This is a genomic window from Pseudarthrobacter sp. YAF2 (genome assembly GCF_052113345.1).
In the GTDB taxonomy this organism is placed as follows: domain Bacteria; phylum Actinomycetota; class Actinomycetes; order Actinomycetales; family Micrococcaceae; genus Arthrobacter.
Window position 1 is genome coordinate 146,239 of the sequence record NZ_JBFRDA010000004.1, and the last position, 20,818, is coordinate 167,056.

Annotated in this window: 26 protein-coding genes and 1 riboswitch; of the genes, 16 read left to right on the plus strand and 10 right to left on the minus strand. The window is 66.8% G+C overall.

Going from position 1 to position 20,818, the window contains the following annotated elements:
- Positions 1-18: 18 nt before the first annotated feature.
- The 3 genes from AB4Y79_RS06170 to AB4Y79_RS06180 all read right to left on the minus strand — a co-directional run bounded on the left by AB4Y79_RS06170 (position 19) and on the right by AB4Y79_RS06180 (position 3,779).
- Positions 19-1,596 carry a DUF4389 domain-containing protein gene (locus AB4Y79_RS06170; RefSeq protein ID WP_441859732.1) on the minus strand — a complete coding sequence of 526 codons (1,578 nt, stop codon included), beginning with the start codon at positions 1,594-1,596 and terminating at the stop codon, positions 19-21.
- A 62-nt stretch (positions 1,597-1,658) separates the two neighbouring features.
- Positions 1,659-2,525, minus strand: a complete 867-nt coding sequence (locus tag AB4Y79_RS06175) for a universal stress protein (RefSeq protein ID WP_441859733.1) — start codon at positions 2,523-2,525, stop codon at positions 1,659-1,661.
- 108 nt (positions 2,526-2,633) lie between these two features.
- Positions 2,634-3,779, minus strand: a complete 1,146-nt coding sequence (locus AB4Y79_RS06180) for an AI-2E family transporter (protein WP_441859735.1) — start codon at positions 3,777-3,779, stop codon at positions 2,634-2,636.
- Positions 3,780-3,962: 183 nt separating this feature from the next.
- Here AB4Y79_RS06180 and AB4Y79_RS06185 point away from each other — a divergent pair, with 183 nt between their 5' ends.
- Genes AB4Y79_RS06185 through AB4Y79_RS06200 form a run of 4 tightly spaced genes read left to right on the plus strand, consistent with a single transcriptional unit; the run spans position 3,963 to position 7,086 of the window.
- Positions 3,963-4,169 (plus strand): hypothetical protein, encoded by a 207-nt coding sequence (locus tag AB4Y79_RS06185; RefSeq protein ID WP_441859737.1) that lies wholly within the window; start codon positions 3,963-3,965, stop codon positions 4,167-4,169.
- 2 nt (positions 4,170-4,171) lie between these two features.
- Complete coding sequence (locus AB4Y79_RS06190) at positions 4,172-4,696, plus strand: mycothiol transferase (RefSeq protein ID WP_441859739.1); 525 nt, start codon at positions 4,172-4,174, stop codon at positions 4,694-4,696.
- Positions 4,689-5,636 (plus strand): ribonuclease Z, encoded by a 948-nt coding sequence (locus AB4Y79_RS06195; protein WP_441859879.1) that lies wholly within the window; start codon positions 4,689-4,691, stop codon positions 5,634-5,636. The genes AB4Y79_RS06190 and AB4Y79_RS06195 overlap by 8 nt, the downstream gene beginning before the upstream one ends.
- Positions 5,620-7,086, plus strand: coding sequence for a protein adenylyltransferase SelO (locus AB4Y79_RS06200; protein ID WP_441859740.1), 1,467 nt, complete (start codon positions 5,620-5,622; stop codon positions 7,084-7,086). The genes AB4Y79_RS06195 and AB4Y79_RS06200 overlap by 17 nt, the downstream gene beginning before the upstream one ends.
- Before the next feature lie 101 nt (positions 7,087-7,187).
- On the opposite strand, the gene AB4Y79_RS06205 is transcribed toward AB4Y79_RS06200, so the two are convergent.
- Complete coding sequence (locus AB4Y79_RS06205) at positions 7,188-8,024, minus strand: LysM peptidoglycan-binding domain-containing protein (RefSeq protein WP_441859742.1); 837 nt, start codon at positions 8,022-8,024, stop codon at positions 7,188-7,190.
- A 3-nt stretch (positions 8,025-8,027) separates the two neighbouring features.
- Positions 8,028-8,198, minus strand: a riboswitch (cyclic di-AMP (ydaO/yuaA leader).
- Positions 8,199-8,454: 256 nt separating this feature from the next.
- Here AB4Y79_RS06205 and AB4Y79_RS06210 point away from each other — a divergent pair.
- Genes AB4Y79_RS06210 through AB4Y79_RS06225 form a run of 4 tightly spaced genes read left to right on the plus strand, consistent with a single transcriptional unit; the run spans position 8,455 to position 11,144 of the window.
- Positions 8,455-9,768: a coiled-coil domain-containing protein gene (locus AB4Y79_RS06210; protein ID WP_441859744.1), complete on the plus strand. Its 1,314-nt coding sequence runs from the start codon at positions 8,455-8,457 to the stop codon at positions 9,766-9,768.
- 21 nt (positions 9,769-9,789) lie between these two features.
- Positions 9,790-10,149: a TraR/DksA family transcriptional regulator gene (locus AB4Y79_RS06215; protein WP_441859745.1), complete on the plus strand. Its 360-nt coding sequence runs from the start codon at positions 9,790-9,792 to the stop codon at positions 10,147-10,149.
- A complete protein-coding gene (locus AB4Y79_RS06220; RefSeq protein WP_441859747.1) occupies positions 10,146-10,673 on the plus strand; it encodes a DNA alkylation repair protein in 528 nt (175 codons plus the stop codon). Before AB4Y79_RS06215 ends, AB4Y79_RS06220 begins: the two co-directional genes overlap by 4 nt.
- Positions 10,674-10,697: 24 nt before the next feature.
- Positions 10,698-11,144, plus strand: a complete 447-nt coding sequence (locus AB4Y79_RS06225; RefSeq protein ID WP_441859749.1) for a DUF1810 domain-containing protein — start codon at positions 10,698-10,700, stop codon at positions 11,142-11,144.
- Positions 11,145-11,175: 31 nt separating this feature from the next.
- Here the strand turns inward: AB4Y79_RS06225 and AB4Y79_RS06230 are convergent, their stop codons facing one another.
- Together AB4Y79_RS06230 and AB4Y79_RS06235 are read right to left on the minus strand one after the other, a co-directional pair.
- Complete coding sequence (locus AB4Y79_RS06230; RefSeq protein ID WP_441859751.1) at positions 11,176-12,069, minus strand: glucose 1-dehydrogenase; 894 nt, start codon at positions 12,067-12,069, stop codon at positions 11,176-11,178.
- Between the two features lie 143 nt (positions 12,070-12,212).
- Complete coding sequence (locus AB4Y79_RS06235) at positions 12,213-12,716, minus strand: metallophosphoesterase family protein (RefSeq protein ID WP_441859752.1); 504 nt, start codon at positions 12,714-12,716, stop codon at positions 12,213-12,215.
- Between the two features lie 73 nt (positions 12,717-12,789).
- On the opposite strand from AB4Y79_RS06235, the gene AB4Y79_RS06240 reads away from it, so the two are divergent.
- Both AB4Y79_RS06240 and AB4Y79_RS06245 read left to right on the plus strand, forming a co-directional pair.
- Positions 12,790-12,981 carry a DUF1918 domain-containing protein gene (locus AB4Y79_RS06240; protein WP_308932170.1) on the plus strand — a complete coding sequence of 64 codons (192 nt, stop codon included), beginning with the start codon at positions 12,790-12,792 and terminating at the stop codon, positions 12,979-12,981.
- Positions 12,982-13,013: 32 nt separating this feature from the next.
- The gene (locus tag AB4Y79_RS06245; protein ID WP_441859754.1) at positions 13,014-13,529 is read left to right on the plus strand and encodes an NUDIX domain-containing protein; all 516 of its coding nucleotides are present in this window, start codon (positions 13,014-13,016) and stop codon (positions 13,527-13,529) included.
- 22 nt (positions 13,530-13,551) lie between these two features.
- Here AB4Y79_RS06245 and AB4Y79_RS06250 read toward each other — a convergent pair whose 3' ends face one another.
- Positions 13,552-14,229 (minus strand): endonuclease/exonuclease/phosphatase family protein, encoded by a 678-nt coding sequence (locus tag AB4Y79_RS06250; protein ID WP_441859756.1) that lies wholly within the window; start codon positions 14,227-14,229, stop codon positions 13,552-13,554.
- Positions 14,230-14,386: 157 nt separating this feature from the next.
- On the opposite strand from AB4Y79_RS06250, the gene AB4Y79_RS06255 reads away from it, so the two are divergent.
- The 4 genes from AB4Y79_RS06255 to AB4Y79_RS06270 all read left to right on the plus strand — a co-directional run bounded on the left by AB4Y79_RS06255 (position 14,387) and on the right by AB4Y79_RS06270 (position 18,385).
- Positions 14,387-15,190, plus strand: a complete 804-nt coding sequence (locus AB4Y79_RS06255) for a thioesterase family protein (RefSeq protein WP_441859758.1) — start codon at positions 14,387-14,389, stop codon at positions 15,188-15,190.
- Between the two features lie 107 nt (positions 15,191-15,297).
- Positions 15,298-15,840, plus strand: coding sequence for a PadR family transcriptional regulator (locus tag AB4Y79_RS06260; protein WP_441859760.1), 543 nt, complete (start codon positions 15,298-15,300; stop codon positions 15,838-15,840).
- Positions 15,841-15,845: 5 nt separating this feature from the next.
- Positions 15,846-17,558, plus strand: coding sequence for an ABC1 kinase family protein (locus AB4Y79_RS06265; protein WP_441859762.1), 1,713 nt, complete (start codon positions 15,846-15,848; stop codon positions 17,556-17,558).
- 77 nt (positions 17,559-17,635) lie between these two features.
- Positions 17,636-18,385 (plus strand): lipoate--protein ligase family protein, encoded by a 750-nt coding sequence (locus AB4Y79_RS06270; protein ID WP_441859764.1) that lies wholly within the window; start codon positions 17,636-17,638, stop codon positions 18,383-18,385.
- A gap of 43 nt (positions 18,386-18,428) precedes the next feature.
- Here the strand turns inward: AB4Y79_RS06270 and AB4Y79_RS06275 are convergent, their stop codons facing one another.
- Positions 18,429-18,686 (minus strand): mycoredoxin, encoded by a 258-nt coding sequence (locus tag AB4Y79_RS06275; protein ID WP_308930829.1) that lies wholly within the window; start codon positions 18,684-18,686, stop codon positions 18,429-18,431.
- Positions 18,687-18,816: 130 nt separating this feature from the next.
- Between AB4Y79_RS06275 and AB4Y79_RS06280 the strand changes: the two genes are divergently transcribed.
- Complete coding sequence (locus tag AB4Y79_RS06280) at positions 18,817-19,581, plus strand: SOS response-associated peptidase (protein ID WP_308930830.1); 765 nt, start codon at positions 18,817-18,819, stop codon at positions 19,579-19,581.
- 27 nt (positions 19,582-19,608) lie between these two features.
- Here AB4Y79_RS06280 and AB4Y79_RS06285 read toward each other — a convergent pair whose 3' ends face one another.
- Positions 19,609-20,031, minus strand: coding sequence for a VOC family protein (locus AB4Y79_RS06285; RefSeq protein WP_441859767.1), 423 nt, complete (start codon positions 20,029-20,031; stop codon positions 19,609-19,611).
- 16 nt (positions 20,032-20,047) lie between these two features.
- Here AB4Y79_RS06285 and AB4Y79_RS06290 point away from each other — a divergent pair, with 16 nt between their 5' ends.
- Positions 20,048-20,371 carry a chorismate mutase gene (locus AB4Y79_RS06290; RefSeq protein ID WP_441859769.1) on the plus strand — a complete coding sequence of 108 codons (324 nt, stop codon included), beginning with the start codon at positions 20,048-20,050 and terminating at the stop codon, positions 20,369-20,371.
- Positions 20,372-20,379: 8 nt separating this feature from the next.
- Here the strand turns inward: AB4Y79_RS06290 and AB4Y79_RS06295 are convergent, their stop codons facing one another.
- Positions 20,380-20,769, minus strand: coding sequence for a hypothetical protein (locus tag AB4Y79_RS06295; RefSeq protein WP_441859771.1), 390 nt, complete (start codon positions 20,767-20,769; stop codon positions 20,380-20,382).
- Between the last annotated feature and the right edge of the window lie 49 nt (positions 20,770-20,818).

Genomic DNA, 20,818 nt, shown 5'->3' on the forward strand with positions numbered 1-20,818 from the left:
CCGGCGCCGGCCCATCGCCTACGGCCCAACCGCCGGCGGCGGCCCGGCCCCGACGGGTGGAAGACCTGCCGGGGGAGTGGCCGGGGCCAGCGCGGGCTCGCCGGCGCCTTGGTCAAGCCGGAAGGGCGGGTATTCGTCCCGCATCAGTGAGGTGTACACCAGGACGCGGTAGATCCAGCGGTCCACGCCGAGGATGAGGTCGAACAGCGGGCGCTGGTAGCGGCCGGTGAACAACAGGATGACCGCCGCAATCAACACCAGCAGACCCAGAAGGGACAGGCCCGACCCGCGTTCGTAGGTGCTGCCGATGACGTTGTCTTCTGCCTGCCACCTCCACACGGTTCCTGTGGTTCCCGCGAACGCCGCCACCAGGAGGAGGTGCGGGATGGCCAGGAGCCACCATTTCACCAGGACCAGGCCGCGCGACAGCCGCTCGGGGTAGTCCACCTCGAAGTCGGCAGGATAGTTGGTGCGCCTCAGCGTGAAGGGCGGGTAGAGATCGGTGCCGACGGCGGCGTAGGCGTAGAAGGCCACCCGCCAGTTCCACCGCATCACGCCGACGTTGAAGTCGAACAGTGCCCGCGGGTACCGGCCGGTGAACAGGATGGCGAATCCGGCCACGATCGTGGTGATCACGAAGGCGAACCAGAGGAAGAAAAGCAGGATGAAGTGCGGAATCGCCAGGAACCACTTGACCAGCCACAACCAGCGCGAAAGTCCCGGGTCAAGGTCGCCGACGAGCCTCGCCGGGTAGCCTGTGGGCGGAACCGGTACCGGCGCGACGGGTTGGGGCGCGGCAAGTGCCCCCGATTGTGCCGGGCCTCCAGGCTGGGCCGGTCCGGCCGGGTAGCCGGGCCCGGCCATGGCCATCGCCGGGCCGGCAGTCGCCGGAGCGCCCGTTTCCGGACCACCCCTCGGGGGTACGGAATGCCGGCCAAGTCCAGCCGCGCCGAAAATGATCAGGGGTATCCCGATCAGCAGGGCGATGATCCCGGCCACCAGCAGGCCAGTGGCTGCCGGACGGAAGAGGTCTGAGTGGAAGCCTGCCTGGAGCTGGACGTCCACGCCGGATGAAGCGTCAGCGTTCATCACCACGATTTCCCAGGTCCCTGGGGCCAGGTTCCACGTGAGCTCCTGCTCGCCGGAGCCTGACACCGAGGCGCTCCAGATGCCTTGGTCTGCCGGCGGTGCGGCAGGACTGTTCCCGGGAACGTCGCGGTAATCGGCCCGGAAAGGCCGCTGGTAGACGTTGAGGAGTTCGGAGTGGTGTACGCCGGCAAGGTATTTTTCGACGTCGGCTTGCGGGCCGATGCCGATGAAGACGGCTTTGCCGGGTGTCACGGATTCAGCCCGCAGCCGCACCCTGCCAATGTCAAAGGGAAGCCGGCCGGGCACTTCCTGGCCCATGGTGTCGGTGCGGGGGGAGGTCAGGGCGAATGAGTTCACGGAAAAGCGTGACGTACCGGAGGTGAGGTATCCGTCTCCCTGGATCGACCCCACGGCGGAAGCGACGGCGCCTCCCGCCAGCGCCGCAAGGCCCGGGAGTGTCAACAGGATCCCAAGGATCAGCATGATGATTGCGGCGGGTTTTTTCATGGCGCCGGACCTTCCGGGTGGGGAAATGGACGGGTTGGGAAGACGGCCTGCGGGCTCTGCGGCTAGATGGTGTCCTTCACGGCCTGGGTCCGGGTGATGATCGTGGGGCACGGAAGATGCTTCAGCACGCCATGGGCGGTTGAACCCAGCAGCAGGCGTTTGAAGGCGCCCCGCCCGCGGCTGCCCACGACCAGGAGGCGGGCACCTGCGGCGGCGTCCACGAGGGCGTCCACCGGGCCGCGGTCGGATACAAGTCGCTGGTGCACCGTCAGGTCCGGGTAGTCTTCCTTGAGCCCGGCAACGGTCTCGGAGAGGACGATGCGTTCTTCGTCGACGATGAGGTCTGCGAGGGCGGCGGGTGTCAGGCCGGCATCGATGACCGGGTCCGGAACATTGACGGCGTAGACGACCGTGAGTTCATCACCGTTGCGGTCTGCTTCGGCCGCAGCGAATGCCACGGCCTGGGTCGATTCCGCGGATCCGTCCACGCCAACCACCACACCGGTCCTGCCTTCAAGGTCCTGGGTACCGATGACGGCGACCGGAACTTTGGCGGCGGTGGCAACCTGGAGTGCGCGGTCGGCCAGGGCGCCGCCAAGGTGCCCGCTTCCGGAGCCGATGACCATCATGGAGGTCTTCTTGGAGTATTTGGCCAAGGACCCGCCCACGCTTCCGGTGAGCATTTCCGTGGCGGGGGTGACCGGCACGGACCCTTCGAGGCGTCCGGCGGCGGTCTTGAGGAGTTCCTCGCCGGCCTGCTGGAGGGTTCCGAACCAGGGGTATGGTTCGGCGATCCATCGGTCATCGACCACGTGGACGATCACCAGTGGCAGGTTGGCGCGATGGGCACGGCGGGCTGCCCACAAGACAGCGGCCTGGCTTTGTGCTGAATCGTTGGTGCCCACGGCGATGGGTTTCTGGGATGACATGGCCGCACTTCCTGCTTGTCGTGAAGGGTCTTCCTGCCCTTCAAGACTGGCCCCCGCCCCATCGGCACTCTAGGGCCGAAAGTCACCGAAGCAGGCGCGCCGGGAGCATTAAGTCGCGGGCCCGGACGGAGTGGGCGGTTCCCCCGCTGTTGCCTCGCGTTCGGCGACGGTCCGGTAGATGGTCCACCCGACGGCGGCCAGCGGGACGGCGAGCAGGGCCCCGACCACCCCGGCCAAGGTTGCCCCGGCCGTGAGCGCCAGGATGATGACCAGCCCGTGGATCCGCAGGACGCGGCCCATGAAGACAGGCTGGAGGATGTGGTGTTCGAACTGGTTGGCGGCCACGAGGATGATCAGCACGATGAGTGCGGGAACCGGTCCGTTTTCCACGAGGGCAACCAGCACGGCGAGGCTGCCGGCGGTGGTTGCGCCGATGATCGGAATGAACCCGCCCAGGAAGACCACAGCTGCCAGCGGGACGGCCAGCGGGACCCGGAGGATCAGCAGCCCCACCAGGACCAGGACTGCGTCGATCGCGGCAATGACCAGGGTGCCCCGGACGTAGCCGCCGAGCACCAGGAGGCTGCGCTCTGCCGCCAGATGTGCCTTTCCTTGGTGGTTCCCGGGGAGGAACCCGATAACGAACATCCGGATTTTCTCGCCGTCCTTGAGGAAGAAGAACAGGATGACAGCCGTCAGGACCGTGCCGGCGGCAATCTCCCCGGCAGTCCTGAGCCCGGTCAGCGCATCGGCTCCCAGGGTTCCCCCGGCGAGGAACTTCTGGAATTCGCTGCGGGCCGCGTCAATCTGAGCCGTGGTCAGCGCGACGGGTCCGGTGGTGATGAATTGCTGCAGCTGGCCAATCCCCGCCTCGGCCCGGGCTGCCAGCACCGAAGCCTGCTGCCGGACCAGCGCAATGATGCCGCCCACCACTCCGGCAGCCACGGCGATGATCACCAGGAAGGAAGACAGCACTGCAAGGGCCCGGGGGAACCCCCGGGCGGCGAGCCACCGCACGGCAGGAGCCATTGCCGAGGCCAGGATCAAGGCCACCAGGACCGGGATGGTGACCAGCGGAACCCGGGTGGCGGCCACCACCACCACCCAGGCAAGCGCCAGCAGCGACAGCGTCTGGACTGCCCGGATGCTGGCCCGGCCCAAGCTGTCAATCCACAGCCCTGACATCCGCCCAGCGAAGGATTGCTGCCGGGACGGTTCTGCCCCGTGTCCGTCCGGGGATACATTGCGTTCCATGGGTTCTCCTTGTTTGCCGTCAGGCTTCGGCCCACGACATGGTGCACCTTTAGTTACCTTGTACCCCACGGCCGCTGAAAGCCGTAACAGGCGTGGGTGTTGGATGTGCCGGCTGTTCACAGGCGCCACGGTTACTCAGTACGCTTACTATTGTCCGCCGCGGTCAACGAGAAAGGCATCATCATGACTGAACAGAATGTTCCCGACAATGAACTGAAAGTTGTGCAGGAAGAAGACATACTTCTCGACCAGACTCCCGGCGCGGGGCCGTCCCTGGAGTTGGACCCGGTAAAGGGAGAACCGGATAACTACCCCGGAGCTGCCGAGAACAATCCCGACCGCTGGCAGGAGGATCCCTTGCTGCAGGACGAAGCTTCAACCGGGGAGTAGCAATGCAATCCAAAGAACTGCTGCTCGAGGCCTTTGGCCGCCTCCCGGGCCTGGTCCGGCAGGTGCTCGACGGGCTCGATGGGGAACACCTCCAGCACCGTCCTTCCGGTCGTGGCAATTCAATTGCCTGGCTGGTGTGGCACCTGGGCCGGGTGGAGGATGCGCAGGTCGCTGCCGCTTGGGGGTTGGAGCAGGTCTGGACGTCGGAAGGCTTTGTATCCCGCTTTGGCCTGTCACTGGCGGACAATGACACGGGCTACGGCCACTCCAGCGGGCAGGTGGATGCCGTCATGGCCCCCCGTGAACTCCTGCTGGAGTACTACGAAGCCGTCCACCGCCAGACTGCCAAGGTCCTCGACGGCCTGGACGACCCGGATCTGGACCGTGTGGTGGACAAGCGCTGGGATCCGCCGGTAACCCTTGGGGTGCGGCTGGTCAGTATCCTTGGGGATTGCCTCCAGCACGCCGGCCAGGCCGCCTACGCCAAGGGGCTGCACGGCGCGGGCGCAGATGACGGCAGTGCGTGAACTCGTGGTGCTGGGCACCGCGTCCCAGGTTCCCACCCGGACCCGGAACCATAACGGCTATTTCCTTCGGTGGGACGGCGAAGGCCTGCTGTTCGATCCCGGCGAAGGCACCCAGCGCCAGATGATCCACGCCGGAGTCGCCGCAAGCCGTGTCACCCGGATCTGCCTCACGCACGTGCACGGGGACCACTGTTTTGGACTGCCCGGGGTCCTGTCCCGGATCGCCCTGGACGGCGTCGGGCATCCCGTTCACCTGCATTACCCGGCGTCCGGTGAGCAAGTGGTCCGGGCGCTGGTGAGCGTGAGTTCGCCCGGCGTCGACTTGAGGCTTCACCCGCACTCCGGCGCCGGGCCTATTGCGGACGGCCTCGAAATCCGGCCCCTCAGGCACCGCCTCGAGACGTATGGCTACCGGCTCACCGAACCTGACGGCCGCACCTTCGTGCCGGACCGGCTGCGGGCAGCGGGAATCGAAGGGCCTGATGTGGGCCGGCTGCTGCGCGAGGGCAGCGTCGGTTCGGCCGCGCTTGAGGCGATGAGCGTTCCCAGGCCCGGGCAGCGCTTCGCGTTCATCATGGACACTGCGCCCTGTCCGGGCGCCGAAGAATTGGCGGAGGGCGCTGACCTGCTGGTCACCGAGTCAACGTTCAGTGACGACGACGGCGGGCTGGCCCGGCAGTACCTGCACCTAACCGCCGGGCAGGCCGGTGAACTGGCAGCGTCCGGGAGGGCCCGGATTCTTGTGCTGACCCACTTCTCTTCACGGTATGGCGATGACGTCTCCCTGCTCGCCGAACAGGCGCAGGCCCGGGCCCCGGAAACCGTGGTCATCGCAGCCCGGGATTTGCAGGCGATTGCCGTTCCCCGCAGGCGGAAAGACGCGCGGCGGGCGCCAGGCGGCACCACGGCGATAGGGTTAACCCATGACGGCAGCAGCTGAATCCACGGTCACCTTAGACGGCCGCTTCGCCCGTGAACTGGCGGAACTCGCGGTTCCCTGGCAGGCCGAAGAAGCGCCCAGTCCTGAACTCCTGGTCCTGAACCAAAGGCTCGCAGAAGACCTGGGCCTTGACCCGCACTACCTTCGCAGTCCTGAAGGGGTGCGCCTCCTTGTGGGCAACCACGTTCCCGCCGGCGCCACCCCGGTGGCGCAGGCATACGCCGGTCACCAGTTCGGCGGGTACTCGCCACTGCTCGGCGACGGACGCGCGCTCCTGCTGGGGGAGGTTACGGACCGCACCGGCCGCCTGCTGGACGTCCATCTCAAAGGCTCGGGGCGCACCCCCTTCGCCCGCGCCGGGGACGGCAGGGCCGTCGTCGGGCCCATGCTGCGCGAGTACCTTGTCAGCGAGGCCATGCACGCCTTGGGAATACCCACCACCCGCTCGCTCGCCGTGGTGGCAACGGGGCGGCAGGTCCGGCGCGAGGGCATGCTCCCCGGTGCTGTCCTGGCGCGGGTGGCAAGCAGCCACCTGCGGGTCGGCAGCTTCCAATACGCGCGGGCCACGGAAAACATGGACCTCCTGAAACGGCTGGCGGACCACGCCATCAGCAGGCACTATCCGCACGCCGCCGAAGCCCCAAACCCCTACCTGGCACTGTTCTCGTCCGTCGTCTCGGCACAGGCCGGGCTGGTGGCCCGGTGGATGCTGGTGGGATTCGTGCACGGGGTCATGAATACGGACAACATGACCATCTCGGGGGAAACCATCGACTACGGCCCGTGCGCTTTCCTGGACGCCTTCAATCCCGCGGCCGTCTACAGTTCCATCGACGTCAGCGGACGCTACGCCTACGCCAACCAGCCGGTCCTTGCTGAATGGAACCTTGCCCGTCTTGCCGAGGCGATGCTCCCGCTCATCGACGAGGACCAGGAGAAGGCCGTTGCTCCCGCGGTGGAGGTGCTCGGCGGATTCCGTGGACAGTACAGCGAGGCGTGGACGGGCGGCATGAAAACCAAACTGGGCCTTGCCGGCGGCAACGGAAGCGACGACGCCGCGTCCGGCGTTGTCGATGACGCGGTCGCCATCCTCAAGGACGGCCCGGTGGATTACACGCTGTTCTTCCGAAACCTTGGCCGGGCCGCCCGCGGCGACCTGCGGCCCGTGCGCGGGATGGTGCTGGACTTGGCCGCCTTCGACGCTTGGGCGGAGCGGTGGCTGGCACTGCAACCCGATGCGGGGCTGATGGACAGTGTGAACCCGGCGTACATTCCGCGGAACCACCTGGTAGAGGAAGCCCTCGCTGCCGGCACGGAAGGAGACTTGGCCCCGCTGCACCGCCTGCTCGAGGCCGTCACCGATCCCTTTACCGAGCGGACCGGGCTGGAGCGCTATACGGAAGGCGCCCCGGAGGACTTCGGCGCCTACATGACCTTTTGCGGGACCTGATCCGCCACGGAATGAGGCCAGCAGCAGGACGACAGGAGGGCGGCAGCCGGAAAACCCGGCTGCCGCCCTCCTGTGAGAAGCCTGCTTCGCTGCGCGAAGGCCTAGGCTACGCGGACCACTGAGTAGCCGCTGAGCCAGCTGATGGAGTGCACCTGCGTGGTGTACCCGTTGACGCCGCCGCTCACAACCTGGCCGTTGCCGGCGTATACGCCCACGTGGCCCGAGGTGATGATCAGGTCGCCGGGTGCCGGGCTGCCGACCACGCTGCCGTACTGGAAGAACTGGGTGGGGGCCAGATCGCCGACACTCTTGCCAACCGAGCGCAGGGCCTTCTCGACCATGGCAGTGCAGTCCTGGCTCACACCGATCTGGCTGTAGGCGGAGGACAGGATGGCGGCCCCGGTCCCGGTGCCAGTGGTGGAAGCCACCGGAGTAACGGAAGCGTAGGACATGTTCATGCCGGTGTTCGCAGGTGCGGTGGCGGCTGCCGCCTGGACTGGCGCCGCTGCAGGGGCTTGAGCAGGTGCTGCCACGTAGCCTGCACCGGGAATCTGGATCTGGTCGCCGGGGTAGATGATGGACGACAGGCCCAGGCCGTTGGCAGCCAGGACGTTGTTCAGGCTGACCCCGTACGCTGCCGAAATCGCACCGAGCGTATCCCCGGAAACGACGGTGTGCACGGTTGTTGCCGCGGCGGCCGGAGCAGCTGCCGGCGCTGCGGCGGCCTGGACAGTAGTTTGGTCAGTAGTGTCCGCGCCAGTCACGCCCGCGTGGGCCGGGGCGCCGACCCCGAAGGCAATGCCGGACGCGGCCGCAACCGCGAGTGCCGGACGGCCCAGCGAACGGGCCTGCGACTTGGCGGTCACGGCGAGGCCCTCGAGCGCAATGGAGCGGGCCGGAGTCGCGCGGTGGCGGGCAGTGGTGAGATTTTTTGACACGATAGATCGCCTCTCCCATGCCTGCGGGGTGAGCTGTCGGGTTCGGGTTGGAGATACCCGGCCGAACACCTCTCCGCAGTGGGCGGAGGAGCTGTTCGACTTAACCCCAAGACCTCAAAAGGTCGTGGAAACTTGGTTCCCCCGTCCCTGCCAGCATGAAAGCGGTTGAATCCCGTGATCAGCGGCAGGGCTCGGCAAACTGATGGGAATGTCCCGTTTTGGGAGGGACACCAGAAGACCATAACCCGCCGACACCGCAATTGTCACGTTTAGATAACATACGAGCTTTGTCTCTCGTATTCTGCAAACGATTGGATATGGCGCATCGCCCGGCATTAGCCCGAGGTTGACCGGGTGGCGGCCTCTCAGGGTAACAAAGCGGGCACGGCCGCCTTTCCGCCCCGGCGTGTCGCCGGTATGCTTCGGGACTATGCGCCTGTTCGTGACCATGCCCAAGTCCCCGCTGATGGGGGGATTGCTCGCTATCGCGGTGGCCGCGACGACGGTGCTGCCTGCCTCCGCGGACGAGCCGCCGCCGCCAGGTGGATACCCGTCCTGGGCCGACGTGCAGCAGGCGCAGTCTTCTGAAGCGGCGAAAGCGGCGGAGATCACCACCATCAACGGGCTGCTGAGCGGTCTCCAGACCCAATCGGAGGCGGCCGGTGACGCCGCCGTCCGGGCGGCCGCGGACTATGCCGCAGCCGACGCCGAGCTGCAGGCGGCATCAACGCGGGTGGATGCATTGTCCGCCCAGGCCGCCCGCGCCAGCGACGAACTGGCCAAGTATCGCAAGGAAATCGGCGCCCTTGCCGTCCAGTCGTATAAGACGGGCGGGACCAATGCCGGGTTCTTCGTGGCCCTGGATGCCCTGGAGAAAAACAGCGTCCAGGGGCTCAACCTCGTCCAGCTCGTGGGCGACAAAACGGCGGCACTGGTGGACAAAGCGGCGGCCGCCGGCAAGGTTGCCGCTTCGCTGGCGGAGCAGGAAAAGGCGGCCCGCAGTGAACGCGAACGCCTGTCCGGGGAAGCAAAAACCAAACTGGACGCGGCCCGCTCCGCCCAGGACACACTCGCCCGGCAGGTCAGTGACGAACAGCAACACAGCAGCGAGCTGACTGCCCAGCTGGCCTCGCTGAAGGGAACGACGGCGGCCCTCGAAGGAGAGTACCGCCAGGGCCAGGCGGCGCTGGCTGCCTATGAAGCAGCCCAGGAAGCCAAGCGCGCCGCTGCTGCGGAACAGGCCCGCCAGCAGGCCGAAGCCGCAGCGCAGGCAGCCGCGGCCGCAGCCCGGCAGCCCAAACCCGCGCCCGCCGCTCCGGCCGGCAACGCGGCAAACCCGGCCCCGCCGGCCGTCCCGGTTCCCGGCAGTCCGCCGCAGCCGGCCGTGCCAAGCCCGCCGCCCGTCGTCGTTCCTTCCGTCCCCGGCGGTGCCGTCAATGATCCGGCCGGTGCCAAGGCCTATGCCTCCGGGCGCCTGGGTTACTTCGGCTGGGGCCCGGACCAGTTCCAGTGCCTGTCCCAGCTGTGGACCAAAGAATCCGGCTGGCTGACCACCGCCACCAACGCCTCCTCCGGTGCTTACGGCATCGCCCAGGCGCTGCCGCCCGGAAAGTACGCCAGCGCCGGAAGCGACTGGCTGACCAGCTACCGGACGCAGATCGACTGGGGGCTCGGCTACATCAGCGACCGCTACGGCTCCCCGTGCGGCGCCTGGAGCCATTCGGTAGCCCTGAACTGGTACTGATTGAGGCGCTAGGCTTTTCGCATGCCGGATTTCGAACGGTTCAGGATGCTGCTCGAAGACGAGCGGGCCCGGCGGCTGGCACTGTTGCCGGCGCTGCGGGCCGATATCGACGCGGCCAACTCGGCGCGCCAGAACTCCAACGTCGACGACGAACACGATCCCGAAGGCGCCACGATCGCCTTCGAACTCTCGCAAGCCTCGGCACTGTTGAAGCAAAGCTCAGCCGGGCTGGACCAGGTGGAGGCAGCCCTGGCCCGCCTGGCCAACGGTACCTACGGCATCTGTGCCGTCTGCGGCGAGCCCATCGCGGACGGCAGGCTCGAAGCACGGCCGTGGACCCCCTTTTGCATCCGGCATGCGTCCGCGGGGCGGGGGCGATGACCGAAATGACCGACGTCGCTGCGGCCGCTGACTTCATCGACCGGACCCTCCGGAACGAGGGAGCCTGGTACCGGGCCGACGAGGTGGCCAACCGGCTGGGCGGGGTGCTGGCCTCCTACGGGTCTTCGATCGGTGCAGTCCGCGGCACCGTCCGCGATGCCCTCCGGAAGTTCAAGGACATGGGCCACGACACCACGGTAATGCTGGCCTCCGCCCTGTGGGGCCAGCCGAAACCCGGCTCACTGCCGGTCTTCGAACGCCGCCTGGCCGCCGTCGTGCTGCTGCAAACGAACGTGCGGTTGCTGCGGCACTCGGACCTGACCAGGCTGGAGGGCTTCCTTCGCTCAGCCCAGGCGGCCGACCTGGCCGAGCCCCTGGTTTCTGACGTCCTGGTGCCCCTGCTGGCAGGCCTGGGCCACCGCGAGCGCCAGCGGGCCTCCGCCGTCCTGGCGCGATGGCGCGAAGACCCGGAGGCCCGGCTCCAAACGGCAGCAGGCCAACTGGAAAAAGAGTTGACGCCGTGAACCGCACCCCACAAGGAGATCCCCATGAGTGAACCTTTTGACCTGGAACGATTTCTCACCGCCCAAGAAAGCGGCGGCACCTACGGGCACGCGCTGGCCGAGCTGCAGCTCGGCAATAAGACCGGCCACTGGATGTGGTTCATTTTTCCCCAGATTGCCGGGCTGGGGCAGAGCGCCACATCCCGCAAATACGCCATCTCATCATTGGCTGAAGCCCGCGTCTACCTGGACCACCACGTGCTGGGTCCAAGGCTGCTCGAGTGCGCCCTGGCTTTGACCACCCATGCCGGCCGTTCGGCGTCGGACATCCTTGGCGGAATCGATGCGCAAAAGCTCCGCTCGTCCATGACACTGTTTCTCCGGGCCGCGCCCGGAGAAACAGTGTTCAAGACGGTCCTGGCCCAATACTTCGATGGCGAACCCGACACCGCCACCGATGACTTGCTGGCCGGCCAGGACGCGGCAGAATAACAGGCCACCCGCCGGGGGCCGTGGAAGGATGCTAGGGCGTGGGGCTGCCGCCGTTGACGTTCAGCGTTTCGCCCACCACGTAGCTTGACTCGGGTGAAGCCAGGAAGACGTAAGCGGGGGCCAGCTCAGCGGGCTGGCCGGCGCGGCCCAGGGGAGTGGACTGGCCGAACTCGGGCAGCGCCTCCTTGGGCTGGCCGCTGCTCACCTGCAGCGGGGTCCAGATGGGCCCCGGTGCCACCGCATTCACCCGGATGCCCTTGGGCGCAAGCTGTTGCGCGAGCCCCTTGGTGAAGTTGTTGATGCTGGCCTTGGTGGTGGCGTAGTCCACCAGGGTTGGCGACGGGTTGTAGGCCTGGATGGACGTGGTGTTGATGATGGTGGACCCGGCAGGCATATGTGGAACGGCAGTCTTGGTCACCCAGAACATGGCGTAGACGTTGGTCTTCAGCGTGTGGTCGAACTGCTCGTCGGAAATGTCCTGCAGGTCCTCTTGGGCAACCTGTTTTCCTGCGTTGTTGACCAGGAGGTCCACCCCGCCCAGCACGGCCACCGCCGTGTCCACCAGTTCGCGGCACGCTGCGGAGTCCTTGAGGTCGCCCGGCACCTTGACCGCCTTGCGGCCTGCTGCCTCAATGATCCCGGCGATGCGCGAGGCGTCTTCCTCTTCCTGGGGCAGGTAGGAAAGCACGACGTCGGCGCCTTCCCTTGCAAAGGCGATGGCCGTTGCGGCACCGATGCCGGAGTCGGCGCCGGTGACGATGGCCCGGCGGCCTTCCAGCCGGCCCGTGCCGCGGTAGGTTTCCTCGCCCAGGTCGGCCCTCGGCTCAAGCTCTGCGTCAAGGCCCGGCTCAGGCTGGTGCTGCTTGGGTGGGGAGATCTTTTCGTAGGCGGTCACGGGGTTGCGGAAGGTGTACTGGTCAGTCATGGTGGTCCTCCTGTTCGCGCGGGAAGCGGGCTGTTCGGTTGCCCGGGCTATGAAGCAGCCTGTCATTGCGGAAGGGCATTCGACAAAAACTAAGCTTGCTTATTGTTCCACCCTAGGCAATCGAAGCCGGCCTGCCAAGCGCGTCACCGCTGGACTTTCACCAGCCTGACCTCGGCAAGGCGGCCGGGGTCGAGCACCGCCTCCATGTAGGTGCAGGCCGGCTGGCGCCGCCGGTCCGTGGGGGATCCGGGGTTCAGCAGCCGAAGCCCGCCCGGAGACACCGTGTCCCAGGGGATATGGCTGTGGCCGAACACCAGGACATCGGCGTCGGGGTACAGCGCTTCGCACCGAAGTTCGCGTCCATTGGCCTGGCCGGTCTCGTGGACCATCGCAAAGCGGACTCCGTCCAGGGTGGCAGTCGCCGTTTCGGGCAGGCGCCGGCGCAGTTCCGGGCCGTCGTTATTGCCATGGACGGCCAGCAGCCGCTTGCTCCGGCGTTCGAATTCGTCCAGCAGGGCAGCCTCCACCCAATCGCCGGCGTGGAACACCACGTCGGCGTTTTCGACGGCGGACCACACCTGTTCCGGCAGGTCCCCGGCGCGTTTGGGTATATGGGTATCGGCGAGCAGGAGGAGGTTCAACGGCATACCGGAATCCTGCCATGCGGCCCTGTTCCGGCGCGTCCCCGCGTCGTACTCTGGGGGCGTGGAGGTGATTGCCATGGAGGCAGCCCAAGGGGACCGGATCGTGGTGCGCGGCAGGAACGTGGGGTCCGCGGACCGGCACGGGGTGGTCCTGGAGGTGCGCGGTCCGGGCGGCGGCCCGCCCTACCTGGTCCGGTTCGACGACGGCCACGAAACGGTCATGTATCCTGGCGGTGATTTCGCCGTCGAGCACGGGCAGGGCACCTGACGCCCCGCCGCTTCACCTGTCAAACTGGGGCAATGGATCATTTCCCGCCCTCCAGCCTGTCGTCCACACCGCCGCCGCGGACCGGCCCCCGCGATCCCGGCGATGCCTGGGTGGAAGGTGACCGCGGCCGGTTCTGGGGCAGGTTCGGGGCTGCCGGCGTCCTGGCCTGGGATCCCACCAGGGGAGTCCTCCTGCAGCACCGTGCCGTGTGGAGCCACAACGGCGGAACATGGGGCTTGCCCGGCGGGGCCCTGCATGAGGGCGAAGAGCCGGTCGACGGCGCGCTCCGGGAGGCCTATGAGGAGGCTTCCGTTCCGCGCGGGCACGTGGAAGTGCTCTTTACCTCCGTGCTGGACCATGGCTACTGGTCCTACACCACCGTGGTGGTCCGTGTCCGGGAACCCTTTGAGCCGGTGATCAGCGATCCGGAAAGCATTGCCCTGCTGTGGATTCCGGTGGCCGAAGTCCACGGCATGGAGCTGCACCCGGGTTTCGCGGCGGCGTGGCCGGACCTGCTGGCGCGGTTGGACGCCGGCGAATCCAGGTAGGCGGCAGCCGGGCCCGCCGGTCCTAGTAGCCCTCGCCGTACTCGGCGGTCACCAGGATGGGCAGATGGTCTGAATTGCCGCGCGGAAGGGTTTCCACGCCGGCGATATCCAGGCCCAGGGACGTGGCGAAGTCGAAATGGCCCTTGAACACCTTGTACCGGGTGTAGGTGCGCCGGTTGCTCAAGGACAGCGCGTACCCGGAGTTCTTCATGTGCATATCCAGGTTCTTGGTGAAGAACGGATAGTTGAAGTCGCCCACCATCAGCGTCATCAGGCCCTTGCCCATGCTCAGCAGTTCGGCGTGGGCTGCGTGGATCTGCTTGCGCCGCAGCGAGTTCGACGCCGTCAGGGGCGCGGCGTGGAACGAACCGATAACCAGTTCGTGGCCGGTTTCGTTGTCCATGACCCGCGTGCCGATCAGCCGCTCATGGGCCGGGGCAAGGACCCTGTCGTGCATGGACTTCTTCAACGCGAAGGACTGCGTATCCAGCGCCGTGAACCTGCTGGTCCGGTAGTAGATAGCCAGTCCCAGCCTGTTCCCCTTGGTGGCATCCGCCAGATGGAGGGGGCCCAGGGTTTCGGGGAGGTCGCTGGAGTCCACCTCCTGGAGGCACAGCGCATCGACGTCGTGATTCCGTGCCAGGGCGAGAAGTTCGCCGCTTGCAGCGTGCTTGCGGAGGTTGTAGCTGATGATGCGCATGAAACACCTCTTTTGAGGGTTGCCGACAGGACCAGTTCCTGAGTGTAGTCCGCTTGGCTGTCGTACCCGCCAACATTTCGTTGCCGTCCGCGTTGCGGCGCGGTGACGGGCGATAGAGTTAGTGGCAATTCACTGAATTTTGCGTAAGGGGCCCGCTTTGACTGCAGACCTGCCCGAACTCGCCGAGGGCAACTTCTACTACCAGGAACTCGGCGGGGGCCGGTTCCGTTCAACCATCCATGCCCAGGGCGCCTGGAACGCCCATGAGCAGCACATGGCCCCGGCATCGGGCCTGATGGCCGACCTCCTGGAACGGCACCAGCCGCGCCACGACATGCGGATGGCCCGGATCAGCTACGAGATCCTTGGGCTGATCCCCGGGGGCGACTTCCGGATCGACACCAGCACCCTGCGGGCCGGCCGGACCATTGAACTGGTACAGGCCGAGCTGGTTGCCGGCGGCCGGACGGCTATCCGCGCCACGGCGTGGCGCATGCTGACCAGCGATACCGGTGCGATAGCAGCGGTGGAGGATGTGGCAATACCCGGTCCGGACGAATGCAAGCCCTATGACGGCTCCGCAGTCTGGCCGGGAGGCTACATTCGTTCCCTTGAGATGCGGGTGGCCGAGGGGCACCGCCCCGGGGCCGGGAAAGTGTGGCTCCGCACCGGGCACCCCCTGACTGACCGCGCCGACAGCGGGGACCTGGCGCGGTTGATGGGAATGGTGGACACCGCCAACGGCATCGCTGCCAGGGTCCCGCCGGGCAAGGACAGCTATGCCTTTCCCAACCTGGACCTGCAGATCCACATGTACCGCCGGCCGCAGGGGGAGTGGCTGGGGCTGGATAACGCGGTCTCCTTTGGCGCCGACGGCATCGGCCTCACGTCCACGGTGCTGCACGACCGGCAGGGCCCTTTCGGCCGGGCAGAACAGATCCTTACACTGCGCAGGACCTGAGTTCGCGGAAGTCCTTCCTGTCCGGAAGGCAGTCCGCGCACCTATGGTGCCTCAATGTATCGCTGAGTATCGTTGTATATCGTTCGCGATTGACGAAGGAGTGCATCATGCGTGGTTCAAACCCTGCAGGCGGTTTCGGCGGGAACAACCTGGACGGAATGTGGCAGATGGTCGAGGAGTTTCGCTCCCGGTTCGAGAAACGGGCTGGGACCCGGGCCGGAAAAGGCGAGGTCCGGGCGGCGGTTATTGCCCTGCTCGCAGAGCGGCCCATGCACGGCTACCAGATCATCCGCGAAATTGAGGAGCGCAGCGGCGGCAGTTGGAAGCCGAGCGCGGGCTCGGTCTACCCCACCTTGCAGCTGCTGGCCGATGAAGGATCCATCAGGGCCGAGGAATCCAACGGCCGGAAAATCTACTCACTGACCGACGCCGGCCGCGAAGAGGCGGCGGACCACCACGGTGCTGCGCCATGGGACCCGGCGGCACCCAACTCCGGAACCGGCTTCGCATCCCTTCCGAAGGCGGGGATCGACCTGGCCCAGGCCGCAGCGCAGGTGGGCCGCACCGGTTCACCGGACCAGGTACAGCAGGCAGTGGCGGTGCTGGCCGAGGCCCGCCGGCGGCTCTACGCCATCCTCGCCCAGGACTGACGCGGGTGGCGTTGACCGTCCGGGACCGGGCCGACCCGGCAAGCCACGTTCGCGAACACCGCGGCCGGTACCGGCGGATCCTCCGCTTCGCCGCCTGGCACCTCGCCACCACGTGGTGGTTCGAACTGCTCCTGCCCAGGGTGGGGTTGAGCCGGATCTCCGCGCGGACGCGATCCCGCAGGATGCAGCACTTCGCACGGCGGTTCCACGACCTGGCCATCGATCTCGGCGGCCTGATGATCAAGGTGGGACAGTTCCTGTCGTCCCGGCTCGACGTCCTCCCGCCGGAAATCACCAAGGAACTCGAAGGGCTTCAGGACGAGGTCCCGCCGGTGGCGTTCCCGCGCATCGCCGCCCTGGCAGCACAGGAACTGGGCGCCCCCGTGGGCCAGGTCTTCGACACCGTGGACGAATCGGCGATTGCGGCCGCTTCCCTGGGCCAGGCCCACCGCGCACGCCTGAACCCCATGGACGCCGAAGATACCGGACTCGACGCCGTGGTCCTGAAAGTGCAGCGCCCGGGCATCGGGGCGATCGTCGACGTCGACCTCACCGCCCTGCGCAAGGTAGCCGGCTGGCTTAGCCATGTCCGGCTTGTCTCCCGCCGTGCGGACATGCCGGCCCTCGTGGAGGAATTCGCGGCAATCAGCCTGCAGGAGATCGACTACCTGCACGAGGCCGTCAACGCCGAACGCTTCGCCGCAGACTTTGCCGGCGATGACAGGGTGGCGGTACCCGAGGTGGTCTGGGAGCGGACCACCCGCCGAGTGCTCACCCTCGAGGACGTCACGGCCATCAAAATCACTGATGCGGGCGCGCTTCGAGCCGCCGGCATCGATCCCGCCTCGGTTGCCCCGGTCTTTGCGGCCGTCATGTTCGACCAACTGTTCACCAACGGGTTCTTCCATGCGGACCCGCATCCGGGAAACATCTTCGTCACCCCGGTCCGTGCAGGCGCGGGGGAAGCCGGCTGGAAGCTGACATTCATCGATTTCGGCATGATGGGCGAGGTCACGGCCTCCACGCGCAGCGGCCTGCGCAAGCTCCTGATCGCCGCAGCCGCCCGTGATGGCAAGGGACTTGTGGCGGCGATCAACGACGTCGGCGTCCTGATGCCGTCGGCGGACAGCGCGGGACTGGAGCGGGCGATGACCCAGCTTTTTGCCCGCTTCGGCGGCATGGGCTTTGCCGAACTCCGCGAGGTGGACCCCCGCGAGTTCCGCGACTTTGCAGTGGAGTTCGGTGACGTGGTCCGCTCGCTGCCATTCCAGCTGCCGGAGAATTTCCTGTTGATCATCCGCGCCATGTCGCTGACCTCAGGCGTGTGCAGCGCCCTGGATGAACGCTTCAACCTCTGGGACTCCGTGGAACCCTACGCGGCGCAACTGCTGCGGACCGAGCGCGGCAATGTGGTCCAGGACGTTGCCCGGCAGGCCCTCGACGCCGCCGGCACCGCCTTCCGCCTGCCCGGCAGGCTGGACTCCCTGGCCGGCCGGCTCGAGGAGGGGTCGCTCGAGGTCGCCGTCCCGCGGCTCGAACGGCAGGCAGCCCGGCTGGAAAGGGCTGCCCGGCGCTCTGGCTCGGCCCTGGTCTTCGGTGCGCTGCTGATCGCGGGCGCCATCGTCCGCGCCGACGACCTGCTCTTCGGCAACGTCCTGATGATCGCCTCATCCGTTCCGCTGCTGCACGCCCTCTGGGCGGGGCGCCGGAGCCGTTAAGGCCCCTGCCGTCGTCGGGCGTAACCTAATGGAGGCCTGTCCGCCGGCCGCCACCGACCCCAGGGAGTTCAGCAACAATGCACCACACCGGTACCCAAGCCCGCACATTGAGCGTGGTGCGGCAGGACGTATCCCTCGGCGCGGAACGGGACCTCGAATTCGGCCTGGAGCTGCTGGCCAGGGCCAGGGCCGGCAGCCTCGGCCCCACCCTTCGCTTGTACCGGCCCGCCCCCACCGTCGCGTTCGGGCAGCGTGACACCCGGCTGCCCGGATTCGAGGCGGCCGCGCGGGCCTGCCTGGACAACGGCTTCGAACCCTTGGTCCGGAGGGCAGGGGGACGCGCCGCCGCCTACCACCAGGGCACCCTGGTGGTGGACCACATCGAACCGGACGCCGACGCCGTTGCCGGGTCCAAAGCCCGGTTCGGCTACTTCGGTGAACTCTTTGCACAAGCCCTGCGGAACGTCGGGGTCCAGGCTGCGGTAGGGGAAATCCCCGGCGAATACTGCCCCGGCGAGTTCAGTGTGCACGGAACCGATGCGGCGGACAGCTCCCGCCGGGTGAAACTGGTGGGCACTGCCCAGCGGGTGGTTTCCGGTGGCTGGCTCTTCAGCTCAGTGATTGTGGTGGAGGATTCCGCCCCGATCCGGAAGGTACTCACGGACAGCTACGCCGCCCTCGGCCTCGACTGGAACCCGGCCACGGCCGGAGCCGCCAACGATCTGGTGCCCGGGCTGGATGTGGCGGCCGTGGAGCGGGCCCTCCTGGAAACGTATGCGGGCCACGCCACCCTGGAAACTGCTTCCTTCAGCAGCCTGGGGGCGTGACCCGCATCAGTTCTTCGGCGCGAAGCCGGAGGTCTCCGGCCGCTTAGGCAGCGAGCCTGCTCTGGACCTCGGCAGCCGACGGGTTGGTGGCAGCGGAGCCGTCCGGAAACAGGACGGTAGGCACAGTACGGTTGCCGCCGTTCAGTTGCTCCACGAGTTCGGCAGTGCCGTCAACTTCTTCGATGTTAATTTCCGTGTAGCCGATGCCCTTCGCGTCCAACTGCTTCTTCAGCCGGTTGCAATAGCCGCACCAAGTGGTGGAAAACATGGTGATGGTGCCGGATTCGGGAGTGAAGTCCACGCGGATCTCCTAAACGTCGCTTGAAAGGTTCCTTACGGTCAACGGTAGCGCGGCCGCCGGTATTCCCGGGCTTTGAGGGGCTGCGGGGCGCCTGGATGACAGTATGTGGCGCCGGTGGCATGCTGGTGCCATGTGTGGACGCTACGTAATGGCACGCGCCGTGGGGGACCTCCTGGCCGAGTTCGACGCCGAGCTGGAGGATGAGGTGAGCATTCCGCCGTCGTGGAATGTTGCACCCACCGACGCCGTCCCCATCGTCCTGGAGAGGCTGGTGGATGATGACTCTGCAGGGGCCAGGCAGGTGCGCCAGTTGCATGTGGCCCGGTGGGGCCTGGTCCCTTCCTGGGCCAAGGATCCCGGAATCGGATCGCGGATGATCAATGCCCGGAGCGAATCCGTGCTGGAGAAGCCGGCGTTCAGGAAGGCAGTGCAGTCGCGGCGCTGTGCCGTCCCCGCCGACGGTTACTACGAATGGAAGCAAGGCCCCGGCAAGTCCAAGCAGCCCTATTACGTGCACCCGGGGAAGGACCACGGGCTGGTTTTCGCCGGCCTGTATGAGTGGTGGAAGGACCCGTCGATTCCTGAAGGGGAACCGGGGCGCTGGCTGCTGTCCACCTCCATCCTCACGGCTGACACGCCACCGCCCGGGACTGAATCAACGATCTTCGGAAAGCTGACAGAGCTGCACGACCGCGTCCCGCTGCCCATGGACAAAGCCACCATGGAGGCCTGGCTGGACCCGCAGGCTGACGACGCCGCTGCCCTTGTGGACCTGGTGCGGTCCGGGGTCAAAGATGCTGCCGCCGACTGGCACGTGGAGTCCGTGGGCAAGGAAGTGGGCAACGTCCGCAACAACGGACCGGACTTGATCCGCCCGGTGGAGGCCCTGTTCTAGCAGCCCCGCCTAGGGTGCGGACGGCCATCACACGGTGACCGTGCCGGCGTCGTCCACGGTCCACGTGGGGTTGTACGCCACTTCCCAGCGGAAGCCGTCAGGGTCCGCGAAGTACCCCGTATAGCCGCCCCAGGGCTGCGTGACGGGTTCGGCGATGATGACGGCGCCCGCAGCCGCGGCCTCTTCCATGACCCGGTCCACGTCCCCCGCGCTTCCCAGGTTGTGGCTCAGGGTGATACAGGGAACGCCGTCCGACGGACTGACGCCTGCTTCCGCCTGCATCTGCCGGGCGTCCCAGAGGGAGAGCACCAGGCCGTGGTTCACCTGGATGAACAGCACCTCCCCGGCCACCTCGCGGTGGACTGGCCAGCCCAGGCCGTCGACATAGAAGGCCCGCGATCGGTCAACGCTGCTGACACCGAGGGAGATAAAGTCGACTCTTGGCTCCATGCTTCGATACTGTCAGATGATGGCGACAATTCAAGGAAACGATCGGGATGCCCAGGCCGACAGGGAACAGCTCGCAGCTGTCCGGGTTGCCGTTGACGAGGTGGATGAACAGATTGTTACCCTCATCGCCCGCCGCGAACGGCTGATCCGGATCGCCGGCACCCTGAAGGGGGACGACGCCGAGGTACGGGCCGCCGGCCGAGTTGAGCGGATCATTGAACACGTCCGGGCCGCGGCCGAGAAAAAGGACATCGACCCGGACATCGTCGAGTCAACCTACCGGGCCATGATCTCCGCGTTCATCGAACTCGAACTGAAGATCCATAAGGAAACCAGCTAAGAAAACCCCTACTGGGATTGCTCCACCGGCACCCCATGCTGGAACTCCCGTCCGTCGGCTTCGCTGAAGGCTGACAGGACGTGCCCTTTCCCGAGCCCGTTCAAGGCCGTTGCGGGAAAGCTCCCGGTAATGGTGCTCTCCGAGTGGGATACACCGGACAGGTCGTAGTCTTCCTCGATTCCCTGGTCCCGGTTGAACGCGTAGCAGGCAATGGCCTCCCCGTTCATGAATTCAATGCACAGCCGTCGCTGCGTTGAATAGTCAGGTGTGGCCCCCATCAGCCCCACCACATAAGCGCCGGTTCCCGGAATGGCGCCATCGATATTGAACGTGGCCACCAGGGTGGAGTCCTGGGTCTTGATGCTTGCCTGCTTCAGGAGTGCGTCATCGGTACTCATGCCATCATCCTGCTCCCTGCTGCACGGTCCGTCCACCCCCGCCTATGTT